Genomic DNA, 16252 nt, shown 5'->3' with positions numbered 1-16252 from the left:
TTTAAGACAAATCTAATACAGGACGATTTGTTTTGGTAAGGTCAAAATGGACTTCATACATGGTTAATTTGGACTATTTTACTTATATTGGATATAAGAAATATGAAAAACATAACGATAGTTGTTCCGGATTGCGGAGTAAATCTGAACAGTATAGGAGGAGCTTTCGAGATCCTTCGAAGAGCGAATGACTACTGGCAAAAGGCCGGCAACGAATCAAGACTTGATATTCATATTGCAGGGTTCATGACAGAACTGAAAGCTCATGGAAATTATTTAGCTATTCATCCCATTGATATCAGGAATGTTAAAAGTACAGACCTTGTGATTATCCCTTCTCTCATAGACGATTTTCAAAAGGTAGTTAGTGACAATAAAATGCTTATTGACTGGATATACAAGCAATATCAAAATGGCGCTGAAATTGCCAGTATTTGTTCCGGTGCCTTTTTGCTTGCGGCGACAGGACTTCTGAATGGGAAAAACTGTTCTATTCATTGGAATAAAATAGAAGAGTTCAGAAGAATGTTTCCTGAAATAAAAATTGCAGAAGATAAAATCATTACTGAGGAAAATGGCATCTATACCAATGGTGGTGCCTATTCCTTTTTAAATCTCATACTTTATCTTGTAGAGAAGATCTTTGACAGGTCAGTAGCTGTCTATTGTTCAAAGGTTTTTCAGATAGATATGGAACGGACTGCCCAATCTCATTTTACTATTTTTAACATACAAAAAAGTCATGGAGATGAACTGATTGGTAAGGCTCAGACTTATATAGAAGAGAATATAGATACGAAAATTTCTTTTGAAAATCTTGCGTCAGAGCTGGCGATCAGTAGGAGAAGTTTTGACAGAAGGTTTATTAAAGCAACAGGGAATACACCGGTTGAGTATCTTCAAAGAGTAAAAGTAGAAGCAGCTAAAAAAGAACTTGAAAGAGGGCGAAAATCGATTTATGAAATTATGACTGATGTTGGATATGCCGATGATAAAGCTTTCAGAGAAGTATTTAAGAAGATTACAGGCTTGTCTCCGGCTGATTACAGGAATAAATATAATAAGAGTGTAGCTTGAGAGTTATGAGTAAGAAATCGTTTAATTCTCCTTGTCCCTCAGTTTACCTCTATGTAATAGATTGAGAGATAAATTTTATTAATACAATGAATTTGCATTTGCTTTTATAATATATAAATGAACCGCAAAAAAATACTCAAACAGATATTAGCTCTTGATCCGATTAAGGATCATTTGAAGATCGTTCACCTGAATTCTTTTTATGATTTTCCATGGGATAATACCAGAGCATTGGAGTTTGCCCTGTTCAGAACATTTGCTGTGCCAGCTATAGGGAATTTGCTTAATTATACCGGAGAGTTTGAGCACAGGACTCAAAAGCGTTACGATGATACAGATTTGCTGTTAAGTGAGATTATTGAACACGGATATGATAGTGAAAGAGGTAAAGCAGCTCTGAGCCGTGTAAATGGCATGCATGGCCGTTTTAAAATATCAAATGATGATATGCGCTATGTGCTCTCTACTTTTGTAATGGAGCCATACAGATGGAATCAGAGGTTTGGATACAGGAAAGCTACAAGTCATGAAAATATTGCCGGACATAAGATCTGGTACGAAATAGGAGTAAGGATGGGTATAAAGGATATTCCTGAAAGCTTTGAAGCGATGCTTGAAATGAACATTGCATATGAAAAAACAAACTTCGGATATACAGAGGGAGGAAGAAAGGTTGCTGATGCAACTGTTAATCTTATGTTGGGTTGGTTCTTTCCTAAGTTTATGTGGGGAATGTGCAGGCCATTTATGTATGCATTGATGGATGAACCATTGCTGAATGCATTGAAGCTAAAGAAACCATCACCAGTTATTGTTGGTTTGGTTAATACTGGTATGAATTTAAGAAAGATTTTTCTTCGATTCACTCCTGCAAGAAGAAAGCCTGTATTAAGAACCGGAAGGACTGTTGATTCCTATCCGCAAGGATATAAGATCGATGAATTAGGGGTTCACTATAAAAATCAGAGCAAAGCAGATACAGTCATCGATCAATAAATATAGAAAAAACTTCTGCCACGCTTGTATTTCCACTTGCTGGGTCCTTTGTCAATTGGAATGACAGAGTCATTGCATATCAATTCGAAGTTATCAACGCCTGGGTTTTCGTTGAAGATCTTTTTAGTCTCCCAGGGAAAGCCTATTTTCTCTTTACTTGTAACCATCATTTCATCTCCGGAACCTAAGACTATAGTAGTGTCTTTTATAAAATCAAATCTACCAGTTTTGTAGTTATGAATTTTCAATTTGAAAGAATGGCCAGACTGGTTGCACACTATATATTTCAACGAGAGCATAGCATCACAGGAATACATGGTAGGTGCAAAAAGCAGTAATAGAAAAAAAATATTTTTATTAATTCTCATTTTTAATACTGAGATTGAAATGTAAGGTTGTTCTTTATTTTCTTACTTAATCTAAATAATTAATCTACAGTAACTTTAAAACTCACCTATATTTTAAATAACTGAAAATTTATTCAAATCAAATTATAATTATTTAAAAAAACGACAAAACATTTGTGCAACCGAAAAGTTGCATATATATTTGCTACCGATTAGTTGCAAAAGAAAGAAGAGAATATGAGAAGAGATGTTTTTCAGGCAATTGCAGATCCGACCAGGAGGGCAATTTTATGTTTGATTGCTGTGCAGGCTTTAACTCCTAATGCTGTTGCGGAGCATTTTAACAGCAGCAGGCAGGCTGTGTCAAAGCATATTAAGATCCTTGTAGAATGTGAATTGTTAAAACAAGAACAGCAAGGCCGGGAAATTTATTATCACATTAACCCTGATAAGATGCAGGAAATAGATAAGTGGCTTCAGCAGTTTAAGGGATTGCTGGAGAAGCGTTTTAGCCAACTTGATAATGTATTAGCCAAACTTAAATCCGATAAAAAATGAAGAGCACTTTATTAATGAATTTTACTGTTGATAAGGCCAACAACAAAATTAAAGTTGAAAGGGAGTTCGATGCTCCTGTGGCAATGGTTTGGTCTGCCTGGACCGAAAGTGAACTGCTTGATCAGTGGTGGGCACCACAGCCTTACAGAGCCGAAACTAAATCAATGGACTTCAGAGAAGGAGGGATGTGGCTTTATTGCATGATTGGGCCTGAAGGAGAAAGACATTGGGCCAGGGCTGACTATAAATCTATTAAACCCCAGAAGCAGTTTGTTCTTTTAGATGCCTTTTGCGATGAGAATGGAAAAATAAATAAGGATTTTCCAAGATCCACATGGTCTAATGTATTTAAGCAAACGGATGATACTACCACGGTTAATATTGAGATTAGTTATGATAAGCTGGAAGATTTGGAAACAACCATAAAGATGGGCTTTAAAGAAGGCTTTACTGCAGGGCTTGAAAATCTTGATCATTATCTGAGCACACAATTCCGTCTTCGTAAAGAAAATAAAATAAGCAATAAAGCAAGAGTTACCACTTATCTGAATTTCCCGGGAAAGACAGAAGAAGCTTTTAATTTTTACAAAAAGGTATTTAATGGAAAATTTACAGGAGTCGGCTTAAGAAGATTCGGAGACATTGAAATGCCTGCAGAGGCTCCTCCCATGAGCGCAGCTGATAAGAAACTTATCATCCATGCTGAGCTGACAATTTTGGGCGGCCATGTGCTAATGGCTACAGATGCTCCTGAAAGTATGGGATTCAAGCTTGTGGAAGGGAATAATATGCACATCAATGTAGAGCCAGAGACCAGAGAGGAAACAGAGAGAATTTTTAAGGAGTTGTCTCAAGGCGGAGAAGTGATTATGCCACTAGCGGATATGTTCTGGGGTGCTTATTACGGCCAACTCAAAGATAAATATGGTATCAACTGGATGTTTAATTATCAGAAAGTGGACTAAAGAAAATCCCCTCCGAAAATATGTCTTGGAGGGGATTTTTTATTTTGTTTAGCTGAATGATTATTTCAACAATGTATAATTTTTAAACTCACCTATATTCCAGCCTGTACTTTTATATATAAAATTAAGTACTCGTAATCGCGGACTCAGTTTGATGCCTTTTGTCGGATCAAAGGAAAACTTCCAGTTTACTCTATTGATCCTTTCTTTCATAACTTCCGGATGTGTTCCGTTAAAATGAGCAAGTGAATCTATATGAGAATAATCAAACTCAGTTTTATTGTCAAACATTTTGTTGACCGTTTCGTCTCCATGCCATAGCTTTTCGAAGTTCTTTCTCTTCTCCAGCTGTGCATCCGGCGGTTTCACCCATCCATAGTGATACATGATGGCATTACCTGCTTTTTTAACTTTTAATTTTTCTCCATCATCCTTTCTGAAGCTCACAGCATCTTTATAAGATCTGATAGACCTGTCTGGCCTTACAATCCTGATATCATTTTTAGACCACTTCCTTGAATCAGCGATGTAGCTGTAAGACCCGTAAAAATTAATATATCCGAAGATTAGTCCTTCAACTCTTTTGTCGTCTTTAAATTTCTCCATTGATGCTTTAACTTCAGGAAGATACTTTTCATGAAGAACCTCATCGCCCTGAATGTAAAAAGCCCAGTCAGAATCAGGTGATATAGCGTGAAATGCTTTTTCTGTCTCCACTGCAAGTACTTTTCCCCCATCTCTTAAAGATTCATCCCATACGGTTTCTATAACCTTTATTTTGGGAGAATTGATAGACTGGATCAGCTCTAGTGTTGCATCTTCTGATTTACCAACGGCTACAATAAATTCATCACAAATTGGAAGAATGGAGGTGATTGCCTCTACAATAGGAAAATCATACTTTATAGCGTTTCTTATGATTGTAAAACCTGAAACTTTCATTTTATAAAATTTTTAATGCTAAGGGTTTAAAGATCTTGATGGTAAGGGCTGTTTCCGGAAGCTATTAACAGTCAGGAAAATCATGTCCTATACAGCCATATAGTAAGTTTTAATTATAATTATTTACCATGACACTGTCAAAAATAAAGAAATTGTTTACTAAATTCTGCCAGAAGCGGTGAATTTTTCTTGAATTTCGAAGAGGGATAAAGAATATTTTCAATGAAAGCTATTCATTAATCAAAAGTGATAAGTAACTTCTGAGAAATGAAGTACTTAAATTGTTAGGGATAAAGATGTCTGCAGAGCGCTCTCTGTGTGCCTCATATTTCATCTGAAGCAAATAGGAATTAGTATTTATAAAACGTAGCAAAATTTAAACTATATGTTTGATTTTTTTAGATCCGGAAAAAAGCTTGTTAAATTCAAATCTCCTGAAGAAAGAGATCTTTATTTGAAGGATATCAAAGAAAGGCTAAGCAATCAATATAAAGATATTCAATTCAAACTATTGGAAATACCTGAATTGTCAAAAGATGCTACGATCATTGTTAAAATAAACAACTGGAAGAAAAAGATTGGAGATAATATCAAAAAGAATGAAAAGCTCGCTATATGTGAAGCCGATAAAGTCCAGATCGAGCTTAATGCAGATGTGAATGGTATATTAGTTGTCGGGGCAGAGAAGAACAAAGATCTTACAACGGGAGACGTTTTTGCAATTCTGGCTGACAAGTATGTAGATCTGGAAGGGTTTAATATTTGAAATTTAGTGGCGAAATGAAAATACAAATTGTAAGTGATCTGCATCATGAGTTTGGAAGCAATGAAATTAAATTTGACCAAGCGGATCTGGTAATTTTTGCAGGTGATGTAAATCTGGGAATTAAAGGCATTCAATGGATTCTTTCTGAAATAAGGAATATTCCCGTCATATATGTTTTAGGAAATCATGAATACTATAAAGGAAGTTATCCCAAAACTTTAAATAAAATTAAAGACCTTGCAAAGCATACCCATGTACATGTATTGGAAAATAATTCTGTTGAATTGGATGGAATTACATTTCATGGAGCGACACTCTGGACAGATTTTGAATTGTTTGGGAATCCCTGCTACACAGGAGGCATAGTTCAGAGCAAAATGAATGATTATAAGTTGATTCGGAGAGATCCTTCCTATTCCAAACTTAGAACAATAGATACCTATAACATTCATAAAGTTTCTTTAAAATGGCTGGAGCAAAGTCTAGCAGCTTCCTCGTCAAAGAAAAATATAGTAATAAGCCACCATGCTCCATCAGTAAAATCGATACCTGAGAGGTTTAAAGAGGATATTGTTTCCTCTGCCTATGCATCTGATCTCGAAAGTTTAATACTTACTTATCAGCCTAAATATTGGATACATGGTCATATTCATGAACCTTCTTTTTATAAAATTGGTGATACCCAAATCATTTGTAACCCTCATGGGTATATCGATGATGCATACAATGGATTTAATCCTAAGCTGTTCATTGAGGTTTAGCTTTGAATGTTCCTTGTAGATAAATTTCTTTATAGTTTATGTTATGGAGTTTATTTTTTTAGTAAATACTTTGCTTTAATAAACAATCCCCCTGAAATTTCCCTTAATTAGGGATTCAATTAAACCAGGTAATCACTAGTCATTAAAAAATCCTGTTAATCATTATAATCCATTACTTTGTTGTAAGGTCTAAAAGTTGGATTAATACAGATCACTTTTTTAATGCTTAATCCCGGTTAAATTTTGTATTTTTAATCGATTGTATAACCTAACGTCTTCTAAAGTATTTAATATGATTCATAAGGTAATTTACGCGTCATTTTTCTGCGCAACGGCTTTGAGTAGCATTCCTGCTCTTTCTGATACAGTTTTAAACCGTCCTGATATGTCTTTAACATCTAATTTCAATCCTGCAGATACTGTTTTAAGTAATAACCCTCTGCTAAAAAAATGGGAAGGACCCAATGGCGGACTTCCTCCTTTGGATAAGGTTAAGACAGAAAATTTCAAGCCCGCTCTTGAAGCAGCAATGGCTGAAAATCTTTCCGAAATAGACCGTATTACTTCAAACCCTGAAAAACCTACTTTTGAGAATACGATTGCAGCAATGGAAAAATCTGGTCAGACATTGATGAGGGTGCAGACGATTTACGGAATTTGGAGCTCAACTATGAGTGATGAGGCTTTCCAGGCAGTAGAGCAAGAGATGGAGCCTGTTATGGCTGCCTTTTCTGATAAAATCACCCAGAATGAGCAGTTATTCAAAAGGATAGAAGCTGTTTACAATTCTCCTGAAAAGAAAAAACTAACTCCTGAGCAGCAAAGGCTGACCTGGTTGTATTATACAAACTTTGTCCGTGCAGGAGCCGCTCTGTCTCCTGCAGCAAAGGCGGAAGTTTCCGAGATCAATCAAAAGCTGGCAGGATTATTTACCAAGTTCAGTCAAAACCTTCTGGCAGATGAATCTGAACAAGTAGTGGTTATTGAAAAGGAAGAAGATCTTGCTGGTCTTCCTCAATCCCTGAAAGATGCAGCAGCTAATGCGGCAGCTAAAAAGAAAAAAGGAAAATGGGTTATCACAAATACAAGATCATCGGTAGATCCTTTTCTTACCTATGCTTCTAATAGAGCCTTAAGGGAAAAGGTCTGGAAGATGTTTGTAAACAGAGGAGACAATGGAGATAAAAATGACAATAACGCCATTATTACCGAAATTCTTCAATTGAGAGCCAGAAGAGCTCATTTGCTTGGTTTTAAAACCCATGCACATTGGCGTTTGGAAAACACCATGGCAAAAACACCCGAACGTACCATTGAACTTATGGAAGCCGTATGGACACCTGCTGTGGCGAGAGTTCATGAAGAGGTTAAAGACATGCAGGCGCTTGCGGATAAAGAAGGTGCCAATATCAACATCGAACCATGGGATTACAGGTATTATGCGGAAAAAGTCAGAAAAGCCCGATATGATCTTGATCAGACAGAAGTGAAACAATATTTACAGCTTGAAAAATTGCGAGAAGGTATGTTCTGGGTTGCCGGTGAACTCTTTGACTTTGAATTTTCTCCTGTCTCAAATATTCCTGTAAATTATCCTGAAGTACGTGTCTGGGAGGTAAAGAATAAAAAAACTGGTGCCCATGTCGGATACTGGTACTTCGATGCTTTTGCTCGCGAAGGTAAGCGCTCAGGAGCATGGATGAATGCATATAGAGACCAGCAGAAGCTAATAGGGAATGTAACTACTATCGTTTCCAATAATTCCAATTTTGTTCAGGGTAAAGAAGGAGAACCTATTTTAATATCATGGGATGATGCTGTTACTTTATTCCATGAATTTGGTCATGCACTGCATGGTCTGTCTTCTAATGTTACTTATCCTTCACTTTCAGGAACAAACGTTGTTCGTGATTATGTGGAGTTTCCGTCTCAACTGTTAGAGCACTGGTTGTCTACTCCTGAAGTATTACAGCGTTATGCACTTCACTATCAAACAGGAAAGCCAATTCCTGCCACTCTCGCTGAAAAGATAAAGAAAGCTTCCACTTTCAATCAGGGCTTTGCTACGACAGAGTATCTTGCAAGTGCTTTGATAGATATGAAGCTTCACTTATCGGAACTTCCGAAAATAAACCCTGACTCTTTCGAAGCAGCTACATTAAAGGACTTAGGAATGCCTCGTGAATTGGTGATGCGTCACCGTACGCCTCAGTTTGCACATATTTTCAGTGGGGATAGTTACTCAGCTGGGTATTATAGTTATCTCTGGTCTGATGTACTTACGGCAGATGCATTTCAGGCTTTTACAGAGGCAAATGGTCCTTATGATAAAAATGTTGCTGCAAAGCTTTCCAAATATGTATTTTCTGTAGGTAATACTATTGATCCGGAAATTGGATACCGTGGCTTCAGAGGTAGAGATCCTAAGATTGATGCGTTGATGAAGAAAAGAGGGTTTCCTGTTAAACCGCAGGAAAAGAAAGCGAAATAAATTAATGAAAAGTGAGTAATTTTTGTTTTTAGGGAAAGAGATTGTAAAGCAGGGAGACCAATGGATAGTTTAAGTTCAAAAAAGTATAATAAAGATTTTGTAGACTCCTTTAACGGAGATCACAGTGGAGATCTTACTTCCAGGCAGACTCCCGGAGTGCTATACAGTAAAGCTCTTCCTACAGCTGTTAAAAATCCTCAATTGATCGGATGGTCAGATGACCTTGCCGATCAATTGGGTGTTGAAGTACCTTCGGAAGATGATGTGAAGGTTTTAGGTGGAAATTTTGTAACTCCTACCATGTATCCTTATGCTGCCTGTTATGCAGGTCATCAATTCGGCAACTGGGCTGGACAACTTGGAGACGGTCGTGCGATCACTTTAGGTGAATGGCTGACACCAAAAGGAGAAATTTGGGAATTTCAATTAAAAGGAGCAGGCCAAACACCTTATTCCAGGAGAGCTGATGGCAGAGCGGTTCTGAGATCTTCTGTCAGAGAATTCCTGATGAGTGAAGCAATGCATTATCTGAGGGTACCTACTACAAGAGCACTAGGACTTGTTACAACCGGAGATATGGTGATGCGGGATATGTTTTATAACGGAAATCCTCAATATGAGCCAGGAGCTATTGTAATGAGAGTGTCTCCAAGCTTTCTGCGTTTCGGAAATTTCGAAATGCTTGCTGCAAGAAAAGACATTGCCAATTTAACCAAGCTTGTAAATTGGACTATTGACCGCTATTATCCGCATATTACAGGAGAAGACAGAGTTATTAGATGGTTTAAGGAAGTGGTTGAAAAGACTGCTCAATTGATAGTTGAATGGCTTAGAGTTGGATTTGTTCATGGGGTAATGAATACGGATAATATGTCAGTCCTTGGCCTCACTATTGACTATGGACCTTATTCTTTTCTTGATAACTATGATCCTGAATTTACTCCCAATACTACAGATCTTCCCGGGCGGAGATATGCTTTCGGAAATCAATCATCCGTTGCCTACTGGAATTTAGGATGCCTTGCCAATGCACTGGTTCCTCTCTTTGAGACCACAGCTCCATTGGTGGAAGCTGTTGAGTCGTATCAAAATATGTTCTGGCAGAAATATTATGTCATGATGGGGAACAAGCTGGGATTAGATGAAGTGAGAGATTCTGATCTGAATTTTATCAACCAGTTTGAACAAATGCTTTCAACTGTAGAGCCTGATATGACTATTTTTTATCAGCTACTTTCAGAGTTGACTTCAGATAAAATAACAGATGAAGATATTGTTATACATTTTAAAGAAGCTTTTTATAAAGACTTATCTTTAGATGCAAGAGCAATTTTCTTACAATCAATGAAAGCCTGGAGGGAGAGAATAAATTCAAACAGAATATCCAAAGAGGAATCATTGAAGAAAATGTCTGAAACCAATCCCCGCTATATTTTAAGAAACTATCTTCTTCATAAAGCCATAGAAGAATTGGAGAGGGGAGAAAATCAATTATTCCTGAGACTCCAACTGGCTATGAAAAATCCTTATTCACGCAATTTTGACGAGTTCTTTATGAAACGGCCTGAATGGGCAACGCAAAAAGCTGGCTGCTCCATGCTATCCTGTAGTTCATAATAAACTGAATGAATTAGTCGGTATTTGCTTGAACAAAAACATTGATTTTTTATTATCTGAAGGAATAAATCTTCCTCAGCATAATGAAAAAAGTAGTTACAATTATCGGTGCAGGAAAAGGTGTGAGTCTGGGTGTAGCAAGAAAGTTTGGGAAAGAAGGCTATACTGTCGCACTTATCTCTCGAACCGAAGATAAGCTTAAGAAGCTGGTTCAGGAGTTGAAATATGAAGGAATTGATGCTGGTTATGCTGTTGCAGATGCTTCTTTGCCAGAAGAAATTGAATCTGCTTTAAAGAAGATAAAAGAACTCATTGGTGCAACTCAGGTGCTCGTATACAATGCCGCAAGATTAAAAGCCGGTAATATCCTTAATGAAACCTCTGAATCCCTTACAGAGGATTTTAAAATAAATGTAGCAAACGTTATTACTGCTGTTAAATATGTTATTCCTGACATGGAACCTGGCGCAGGAAGTATTCTCCTTACTGGTGGTGGATTATCAATCCATCCAATCCCTCAATATGGTTCTTTGGCAGTCGGGAAAGCAGGAATAAGAAACCTAGCTGTTTCTCTCAATCATGCTTTGCTAGCAAAAAGGATTTATGTTGGAACAATTACGATCAGTGGCATTGTCCGAGCAGATGATGATAAATACAATCCGGACAAAATAGGTGAGGAATACTGGAAGCTTTTTACCGAAAAAAAAGATATAGAAGTTATTTATTGACATATTGTAGGTCAAAGGAAAAAGTCAATATCCTTTCAACAAAGAGAGATTCTTTTTTATGGTATGAAAATTAAGTTCAAGTTATCCCTCATTATCCTGTTAGCCGCGGTTATACTGATTACCTTATTATATTTTGTTTATATATTTAATGTAAAAAAAGCTTTTGTTAAACAGATAGAAAATCAACTAGAATCTGTAGCTGAAGCCAAATATATTGATATTAACCAGTTCATCGAAAGGCGGACATATCTGATTCGTTTTATATGTAGCCTGGACATGTTCAAGACAGCTTTCGAGAGAAACAAGTTCGATAAGGATTTTTTAAGATCTATTGATTTGTTGGATGATAAATTTCCAACAGTACATGAAATCAGTATTATAGACACTACAGGTCACTTGCTTGCTTCAACCAGGCATGACTCACTGCCCGCCATTGCAGAATTGCAAAAGGAAGCCTTTATGCTTGCTCAAAAAAATCAGATTTATTTAGGTGAGTTTTCTTATAATGAAGAAGATAAACTGACCTTCTATATTTCATCACCACTATTTAATAAAGATAGCACAATGGTGGGAGTCGTTCTGGCTAACATGGATGGTAATGACTTGATGGAAATAATGGATGATTCTACTGGTTTAGGTAAGACAGGAGAAACATTACTTGGAGAAAAGCAGGATAGTGGAGCTGTATATCTGGTGCCACTTCGACATGACAGAACTACTACGATGAAGTACAGTAACAATATTGAAGGAACTGCCCTAAATGAAGCACTCATGGGAAAAGCTGGTATAGTTCACGATGTAGTCAACTATAATGGGCAAAAAGTTTATGCTGCAACAAGATTTATAAAAGACCTAGGATGGGGACTGGTAACGCAGATAAACAAGAATGAGGCATTAAAACCAGTGAAAGAACTTTCGGATATTCTCATACTATTGAATTTATTCCTTGTGATTTTTCTTACGATACCAGCTTACATCATAGGCCGATATATTGCAAAGCCAATAGAAAAACTGACTATAACTGCCCGATTGATTAATGAAGGAGAACTTTCCAAAAGAGCGGAGATAAAATCCAGGGACGAAATCGGTATGCTGGGAAAAACATTCAATGAAATGACTGATAAGCTGGAACGTAAGATTCACGAACTGGACAGATATGCCTATGTTATCTCTCATGATCTGAAAGCACCCTTAAGTTCCATTATGCCTCTGGCTGATTTTTTGAAAGAAGATTATAAAAAAAAAACATTAGATGCAGATGGAAATGAAATGCTAAATATGATCAAGGAAAAATCTATTGATATGAAAAAACTTATTGACGGTGTTCTTAAATCTGCAAGGGAAGAATATAAAATGAAGGAACCTGTCAAAGTTTACGACCTTGTTCATAACATTGTAGCAAACCTCAATCCACCGGAAAGCATTAAAGTACAGATAACCAAAAATCTTCCTAATACTGTACAATATCACCAGGTCTCGCTTATTCAGGTATTTCTGAATCTTATCAGTAATGCTATTAAATATATGGATAAAGCTGAAGGACACATTGTTGTAGATTGCACTCGAGAGGGGGAATATTATCGTTTTTCTGTCTCTGACAATGGAAGGGGGATTGGTTCTGAATATCAAAGCAAACTGTTTGAAGAATTTACTGTAGCACACGATGATCCGGGCATTAGTAGTTCAGGGCTGGGTTTATCCATTGTGAAAAAGATAGTAGAAGAAAACGGAGGGAAAATAGGAATGGAATCAGAACTTGGAAAGGGATCAGTTTTTTATTTCACTGTAAAAGCATAACTGGTTAAAAGAATTTCACATTTACATATTTCGATGAGTAACATTTACAGCATAAATCAGGTTTTGAAATTGGTGTTAGTACTTAAATCAAATCTTTCTACAGACCTAAAGCAAGCCAAATGAATGATTCAGATTTTCTAAAATTGATGCAACAATCACAGCCAGTTATAAAAACTGTTTTTGTTGATATTGGAGGAGTTTTATTATCCAATAGTTGGGATGGCAAATGTGTGAAAGATTCGATAAACTTTTTTGGAATAGAAGCAGAAGAGGTTATGTTCAGACATACAGAGGTTGCTTCTCTGTACTATTGCGGCAAAATAAGTCTTGATGAATATATTAAGTATGTTGTTTTTTATACGGATAGAAATTTCGGATGTGGTGAGTATAAAAATTTCGTCTTTGAGCAATCAAAGCCTAATGATGAGATGATCAAATATATAAAATTTTTAAGAGGACATTTTCGATTGAAAATAGTAGCCCTTAATAATGAAGGCAGAGAACTGAATGAATTTAGAATTAAAAAATTTAAGCTTCAGGAATTTGTGGACACGTTTATTTCTTCCTCTTACCTGAAGCTCTGTAAGCCAGATCCTGAATTTTACAAAATAGCACTTGATATTTCAGGCTCCGATGCGAGTGAAGTTTTATATATCGAAGAACGGGAACTAATGACAACTATAGCAGGGAAGCTCGGCATCAAATCTATATTGCATAGCAATTATAAAATAACAAGAAAGGAAGTCGAAAAGTATGGCTTCTATCTTCCGGAAGAAACTCTATTCGGATAATTTTTCATTGATAGATTCGGCTAATCAGGTGTGAATAGAATATTTTTAACAAACTTTTGATGTATAAAATCAAAAGAGATATGTTAAAAAACAATTTGTGAAAAGTTTTGTTATTGGTGATTTACAATGGGGGTACTTTTTTCTTATTAATAAATAAGTGATCAATGGTTTATACTCATTTCAGAAACTTTGTATTCTATCTTTATAAAAATTACCTGGATCATATAACAGTAGAATATTCAAAAAAAATAGTTTCTGACAAGGCTCATTTCCTAAGGCTTTATTATAATAACATTCCTGAAAATGACTTCTATTGTCTTCGGGCTGCAATGGAACAGTACCTCAAATCAGTCTATACGGGTGAATATATTCCTATAAATAAATATTATGAATTCAAGGAGGCTCAGGTTGAAAAATTTACATTAAGAGTAAATGATATAAGGAGTTCTATTATTGAATATCTAATGTTTTATACAACTGATATAAATAAAATATCAGAAGTGATAAAAGAAATGAATCATTTCTATGCTGTGCAAGAAGGATTGATTTTAAAAGATTTTTTTTCACTTCGTCAGCAGGAAATTGAAGCTGCGAAAGAAGCTCTGGATCAGAAGTCTGCTGCTCCTTTATATTCTGATAATAAAAGCCTTATGAATGCAAGTGTTGAAAGGTCTTTCATAGAGTTGAAAGAAAGAGATAGTAATCTGAAGAAGGCTTATTCCGAATTGGATGATTTTATTAATAAGGTATATATTGAATTGAAAGCTCCGGTTTCTAATATAGAAGGACTGGTTAAAGAGATGATGTTGGAGGTCAATAATGACAGCGGGGAAGCAGAGTTGCTAAGGCAGATGCTTAATACATCATTGGAGCGAATAAAAAAGACAATTGAACTGTTGATCGAAATCTCTGAGATTTATAATACCGATCTATTAGACCAAAAGTATTCTATAAACTTTTCAGATATTCTGGATGAAGTCTTAGAAGATATTAATCCTGTTCTATTCGATGGCAAGCTTACCGTGGTAAGAGAGTTTCAGGTACTAACTATACATTTTTCAAAAAAGCAATTGAAATCCGTATTGTTAAATTTACTTTTAAACTCTATTAAATTCAAAACTCCTGGAAACAACGTCAGGGTTGTCATTAAAACGCAGATGCAAAAGGGAAGGCTTTTATTAAGCTTCTGCGATAATGGAATAGGCATAAGTCCTAAAGATCATAAACGGATTTTTCAGGCATTCAGAAAAGCTCATGATGTTGAAGATGGTTTAGGGGGCGGACTATATCTTGTAAAAAGTATAATGGAGAGAAATAATGGAAAGATTGAAGTGGATAGCGAATCAGGATATGGTACCATTTTTAATTTAATTTTTAATACACCTCCCTTTGATTTTAAGTTGAGCTGATAGTCTTGATTTTGAGGGAGTAGTCTTAATATTACTGATTAATCTGATTAAAAAGTTGGTTAAGCAAGACTAATTTAGAAACTTTGCATTTAGTTTTGCTTTGAAATATGGAAAATCAGGATTTTGAATTCGAAAAACTCGAAAGAAAGCTTAGAAAAGCTGTTTGGAATGCGATAGAGGATTATAAGATGATTGAAGACGGAGATAAGATTATGGTATGCCTCTCCGGTGGAAAAGATAGTTATACTATGTTGGATATCCTTATGCATATTCAGCAAAATGGAAAATATTCTTTTGAAATTATAGCTGTCAACTTGGATCAGAAACAGCCTGATTTCCCAGAGCACATCCTTCCTGAATACCTAACCCGCCTCGGTGTACCTTTTAAAATTATAGAGCGTGATACTTACACGATTGTTAAAGAAAAAACTCCGGAAGGAAAAACGCTTTGCACTCTTTGTTCAAGATTAAGAAGAGGTACTTTATACACTGCAGCAAAAGAACTTGGCGCAACAAAAATTGCATTGGGACACCACAGGGAAGACATTATTGAGACATTCTTCCTGAATCTTTTCTTCAGTGGAAAAATGGAAGCAATGCCAGCCAAATACAAAACTGATAACCAAGAGCATATAGTGATAAGACCTCTGGCGTTCTGTAAGGAAAAAGAAATTGAAAAATATTCTGTTGCGAAGGCTTATCCGATTATTCCATGCAATCTTTGTGGTTCCCAGCAAAATATGCAGAGACAGGTAATTAAAAAAATGCTAGAAAATTGGGAAAAAGAATATTCTGACAGAACGGAGGTTATTTTTAATGCCTTGAAGAATATATCACCATCCCATTTGTTGGATAAAGATCTTTATGATTTTGAAGGTTTTATGTCTCTAGTGAAAGACAAAGGCGTTGCGGAAAAATGTGATTAAAAAAATAGTTAAATTCTATTAAACATTCTGGATTAGTTTGGGTTGATGTAGCATTATTAAAATCTAATGTCAATGCTACAA

15 protein-coding genes are annotated in these 16252 nt (G+C 36.0%); 13 read left to right on the top strand and 2 right to left on the bottom strand.

The features are described 5' to 3' along the window. Positions 1 to 102: 102 nt before the first annotated feature. Both K350_RS0113680 and K350_RS0113675 read left to right on the top strand, forming a co-directional pair. Entirely contained in the window at positions 103 to 1077 is a 975-nt protein-coding gene (locus K350_RS0113680) for a GlxA family transcriptional regulator (RefSeq protein ID WP_028980396.1), read from the top strand. 117 nt (positions 1078 to 1194) lie between these two features. Next, positions 1195 to 2073: an oxygenase MpaB family protein gene (locus K350_RS0113675; RefSeq protein WP_028980395.1), complete on the top strand. Its 879-nt coding sequence runs from the start codon at positions 1195 to 1197 to the stop codon at positions 2071 to 2073. Here K350_RS0113675 and K350_RS0113670 read toward each other — a convergent pair. Then, positions 2067 to 2441, bottom strand: coding sequence for a hypothetical protein (locus K350_RS0113670; protein WP_028980394.1), 375 nt, complete (start codon positions 2439 to 2441; stop codon positions 2067 to 2069). The two genes, K350_RS0113675 and K350_RS0113670, sit on opposite strands and share 7 nt — an antisense overlap. 216 nt (positions 2442 to 2657) lie before the next feature. On the opposite strand from K350_RS0113670, the gene K350_RS0113665 reads away from it, so the two are divergent. After that, positions 2658 to 2978: an ArsR/SmtB family transcription factor gene (locus K350_RS0113665; protein ID WP_028980393.1), complete on the top strand. Its 321-nt coding sequence runs from the start codon at positions 2658 to 2660 to the stop codon at positions 2976 to 2978. Further along, entirely contained in the window at positions 2975 to 3943 is a 969-nt protein-coding gene (locus K350_RS0113660) for an SRPBCC domain-containing protein (protein ID WP_028980392.1), read from the top strand. The genes K350_RS0113665 and K350_RS0113660 overlap by 4 nt, the downstream gene beginning before the upstream one ends. Before the next feature lie 60 nt (positions 3944 to 4003). Here the strand turns inward: K350_RS0113660 and K350_RS0113655 are convergent, their stop codons facing one another. Continuing rightward, positions 4004 to 4885, bottom strand: a complete 882-nt coding sequence (locus K350_RS0113655) for a glycosyltransferase family protein (RefSeq protein ID WP_028980391.1) — start codon at positions 4883 to 4885, stop codon at positions 4004 to 4006. Between the two features lie 385 nt (positions 4886 to 5270). On the opposite strand from K350_RS0113655, the gene K350_RS0113650 reads away from it, so the two are divergent. The 9 genes from K350_RS0113650 to ttcA all read left to right on the top strand — a co-directional run bounded on the left by K350_RS0113650 (position 5271) and on the right by ttcA (position 16171). After that, positions 5271 to 5651: a biotin/lipoyl-containing protein gene (locus tag K350_RS0113650; RefSeq protein WP_028980390.1), complete on the top strand. Its 381-nt coding sequence runs from the start codon at positions 5271 to 5273 to the stop codon at positions 5649 to 5651. Positions 5652 to 5665: 14 nt separating this feature from the next. Continuing rightward, positions 5666 to 6412, top strand: coding sequence for a metallophosphoesterase (locus K350_RS0113645; RefSeq protein ID WP_028980389.1), 747 nt, complete (start codon positions 5666 to 5668; stop codon positions 6410 to 6412). Between the two features lie 292 nt (positions 6413 to 6704). After that, the gene (locus K350_RS0113640; RefSeq protein WP_081670999.1) at positions 6705 to 8903 is read left to right on the top strand and encodes a M3 family metallopeptidase; all 2199 of its coding nucleotides are present in this window, start codon (positions 6705 to 6707) and stop codon (positions 8901 to 8903) included. 60 nt (positions 8904 to 8963) lie between these two features. Then, complete coding sequence (locus tag K350_RS0113635) at positions 8964 to 10520, top strand: protein adenylyltransferase SelO (protein ID WP_028980387.1); 1557 nt, start codon at positions 8964 to 8966, stop codon at positions 10518 to 10520. Between the two features lie 83 nt (positions 10521 to 10603). Then, a complete protein-coding gene (locus tag K350_RS0113630) occupies positions 10604 to 11248 on the top strand; it encodes an SDR family NAD(P)-dependent oxidoreductase (protein WP_028980386.1) in 645 nt (214 codons plus the stop codon). Positions 11249 to 11311: 63 nt separating this feature from the next. Further along, positions 11312 to 13045, top strand: a complete 1734-nt coding sequence (locus tag K350_RS31215) for a sensor histidine kinase (RefSeq protein WP_051313131.1) — start codon at positions 11312 to 11314, stop codon at positions 13043 to 13045. Between the two features lie 119 nt (positions 13046 to 13164). Next, positions 13165 to 13836 carry an HAD family hydrolase gene (locus K350_RS0113620; protein WP_051313130.1) on the top strand — a complete coding sequence of 224 codons (672 nt, stop codon included), beginning with the start codon at positions 13165 to 13167 and terminating at the stop codon, positions 13834 to 13836. 164 nt (positions 13837 to 14000) lie between these two features. After that, entirely contained in the window at positions 14001 to 15245 is a 1245-nt protein-coding gene (locus K350_RS0113615) for a sensor histidine kinase (RefSeq protein WP_028980384.1), read from the top strand. Between the two features lie 107 nt (positions 15246 to 15352). Then, the gene (gene ttcA / locus K350_RS0113610) at positions 15353 to 16171 is read left to right on the top strand and encodes a tRNA 2-thiocytidine(32) synthetase TtcA (RefSeq protein ID WP_028980383.1); all 819 of its coding nucleotides are present in this window, start codon (positions 15353 to 15355) and stop codon (positions 16169 to 16171) included. Positions 16172 to 16252 lie beyond the last annotated feature (81 nt).

Source organism: Sporocytophaga myxococcoides DSM 11118, from assembly GCF_000426725.1.
In the GTDB taxonomy this organism is placed as follows: Bacteria; Bacteroidota; Bacteroidia; order Cytophagales; family Cytophagaceae; genus Sporocytophaga; species Sporocytophaga myxococcoides.
This window is presented reverse-complemented; position numbering and strand designations above follow the sequence as displayed.

What these genes read in the sequence shown, in the direction of transcription:
- K350_RS0113680 (WP_028980396.1), top strand. Translation starts at nt 103, where the DNA reads ATGAAAAACATAACGATAGTTGTTCCGGATTGCGGAGTAAATCTGAAC.
- K350_RS0113675 (WP_028980395.1), top strand. Translation starts at nt 1,195, where the DNA reads ATGAACCGCAAAAAAATACTCAAACAGATATTAGCTCTTGATCCGATT.
- K350_RS0113670 (WP_028980394.1), bottom strand. Translation starts at nt 2,441, where the DNA reads ATGAGAATTAATAAAAATATTTTTTTTCTATTACTGCTTTTTGCACCT.
- K350_RS0113665 (WP_028980393.1), top strand. Translation starts at nt 2,658, where the DNA reads ATGAGAAGAGATGTTTTTCAGGCAATTGCAGATCCGACCAGGAGGGCA.
- K350_RS0113660 (WP_028980392.1), top strand. Translation starts at nt 2,975, where the DNA reads ATGAAGAGCACTTTATTAATGAATTTTACTGTTGATAAGGCCAACAAC.
- K350_RS0113655 (WP_028980391.1), bottom strand. Translation starts at nt 4,885, where the DNA reads ATGAAAGTTTCAGGTTTTACAATCATAAGAAACGCTATAAAGTATGAT.
- K350_RS0113650 (WP_028980390.1), top strand. Translation starts at nt 5,271, where the DNA reads ATGTTTGATTTTTTTAGATCCGGAAAAAAGCTTGTTAAATTCAAATCT.
- K350_RS0113645 (WP_028980389.1), top strand. Translation starts at nt 5,666, where the DNA reads ATGAAAATACAAATTGTAAGTGATCTGCATCATGAGTTTGGAAGCAAT.
- K350_RS0113640 (WP_081670999.1), top strand. Translation starts at nt 6,705, where the DNA reads ATGATTCATAAGGTAATTTACGCGTCATTTTTCTGCGCAACGGCTTTG.
- K350_RS0113635 (WP_028980387.1), top strand. Translation starts at nt 8,964, where the DNA reads ATGGATAGTTTAAGTTCAAAAAAGTATAATAAAGATTTTGTAGACTCC.
- K350_RS0113630 (WP_028980386.1), top strand. Translation starts at nt 10,604, where the DNA reads ATGAAAAAAGTAGTTACAATTATCGGTGCAGGAAAAGGTGTGAGTCTG.
- K350_RS31215 (WP_051313131.1), top strand. Translation starts at nt 11,312, where the DNA reads ATGAAAATTAAGTTCAAGTTATCCCTCATTATCCTGTTAGCCGCGGTT.
- K350_RS0113620 (WP_051313130.1), top strand. Translation starts at nt 13,165, where the DNA reads ATGAATGATTCAGATTTTCTAAAATTGATGCAACAATCACAGCCAGTT.
- K350_RS0113615 (WP_028980384.1), top strand. Translation starts at nt 14,001, where the DNA reads ATGGTTTATACTCATTTCAGAAACTTTGTATTCTATCTTTATAAAAAT.
- ttcA (WP_028980383.1), top strand. Translation starts at nt 15,353, where the DNA reads ATGGAAAATCAGGATTTTGAATTCGAAAAACTCGAAAGAAAGCTTAGA.